The sequence below is a fragment of the Leptotrichia sp. OH3620_COT-345 genome, assembly GCF_003932895.1.
GTDB lineage: Bacteria > Fusobacteriota > Fusobacteriia > Fusobacteriales > Leptotrichiaceae > Pseudoleptotrichia.
Genome location: NZ_RQYW01000098.1, coordinates 1 through 585 on the forward strand (window position 1 = coordinate 1; position 585 = coordinate 585).

A 585-nucleotide genomic window follows, 5' to 3' on the forward strand; every position below is an offset into this window, starting at 1 on the left:
CGAGTGGTAAAAGGTAATTTATATTATGAACGCATAATCGTAGATAACCAGCTATTCAAGTTTGCAACTTTGAAAGAATTAATTGACTTGTATCACGAAAATATCAACGCTCCTATTTTTACACAGAATCAACTTCTTGTTAAAATGGGCGAGCAACCAATCGAGGGCGGAGATATTTATGTCACAAACCTTAACGCAGTTGCTGTTAAAAACCTAAGTGATTTACAAGGCAATAGAAAGGACGTAACAAGCACAGATGAAACTAATAACCAATAGTGCTGAAATTAAAGTAACTGAAAACGAGGACGGTTCTAAGTCGTTCCAAGGCATTGGTTCAGAAGTTGGCGTAGAGAATCGTAACGGTATTATCTTGACCCCTAACTGCATTGAGTTTGCTAGAGAACGATATCCATTGCTATATGAACACGGAGCTGGATCTAGTGAAGTAATTGGGGACGCGAAAGTTTATTATGACTTAGCTTCTAATAAATACCTGACTGACTTTACGCTTTACGACAATGCACCAAACATTAACAAAGCTGTGGAAAATGGAGCGTTTGATTCACTATCAATTGCCTATTACAT

At 37.4% G+C, this 585-nt stretch carries 2 protein-coding genes; both read left to right on the top strand.

What is annotated here, in order from left to right; genetic code table 11:
• The coding region (locus EII29_RS12955) for a hypothetical protein (protein ID WP_233573338.1) at window positions 1-276 on the top strand (276 nt) is incomplete at its 5' end.
• On the top strand, window positions 257-585 hold a 329-nt coding region (locus EII29_RS11525), incomplete at its 3' end, for a hypothetical protein (protein ID WP_199726095.1). The genes EII29_RS12955 and EII29_RS11525, both read left to right, overlap by 20 nt.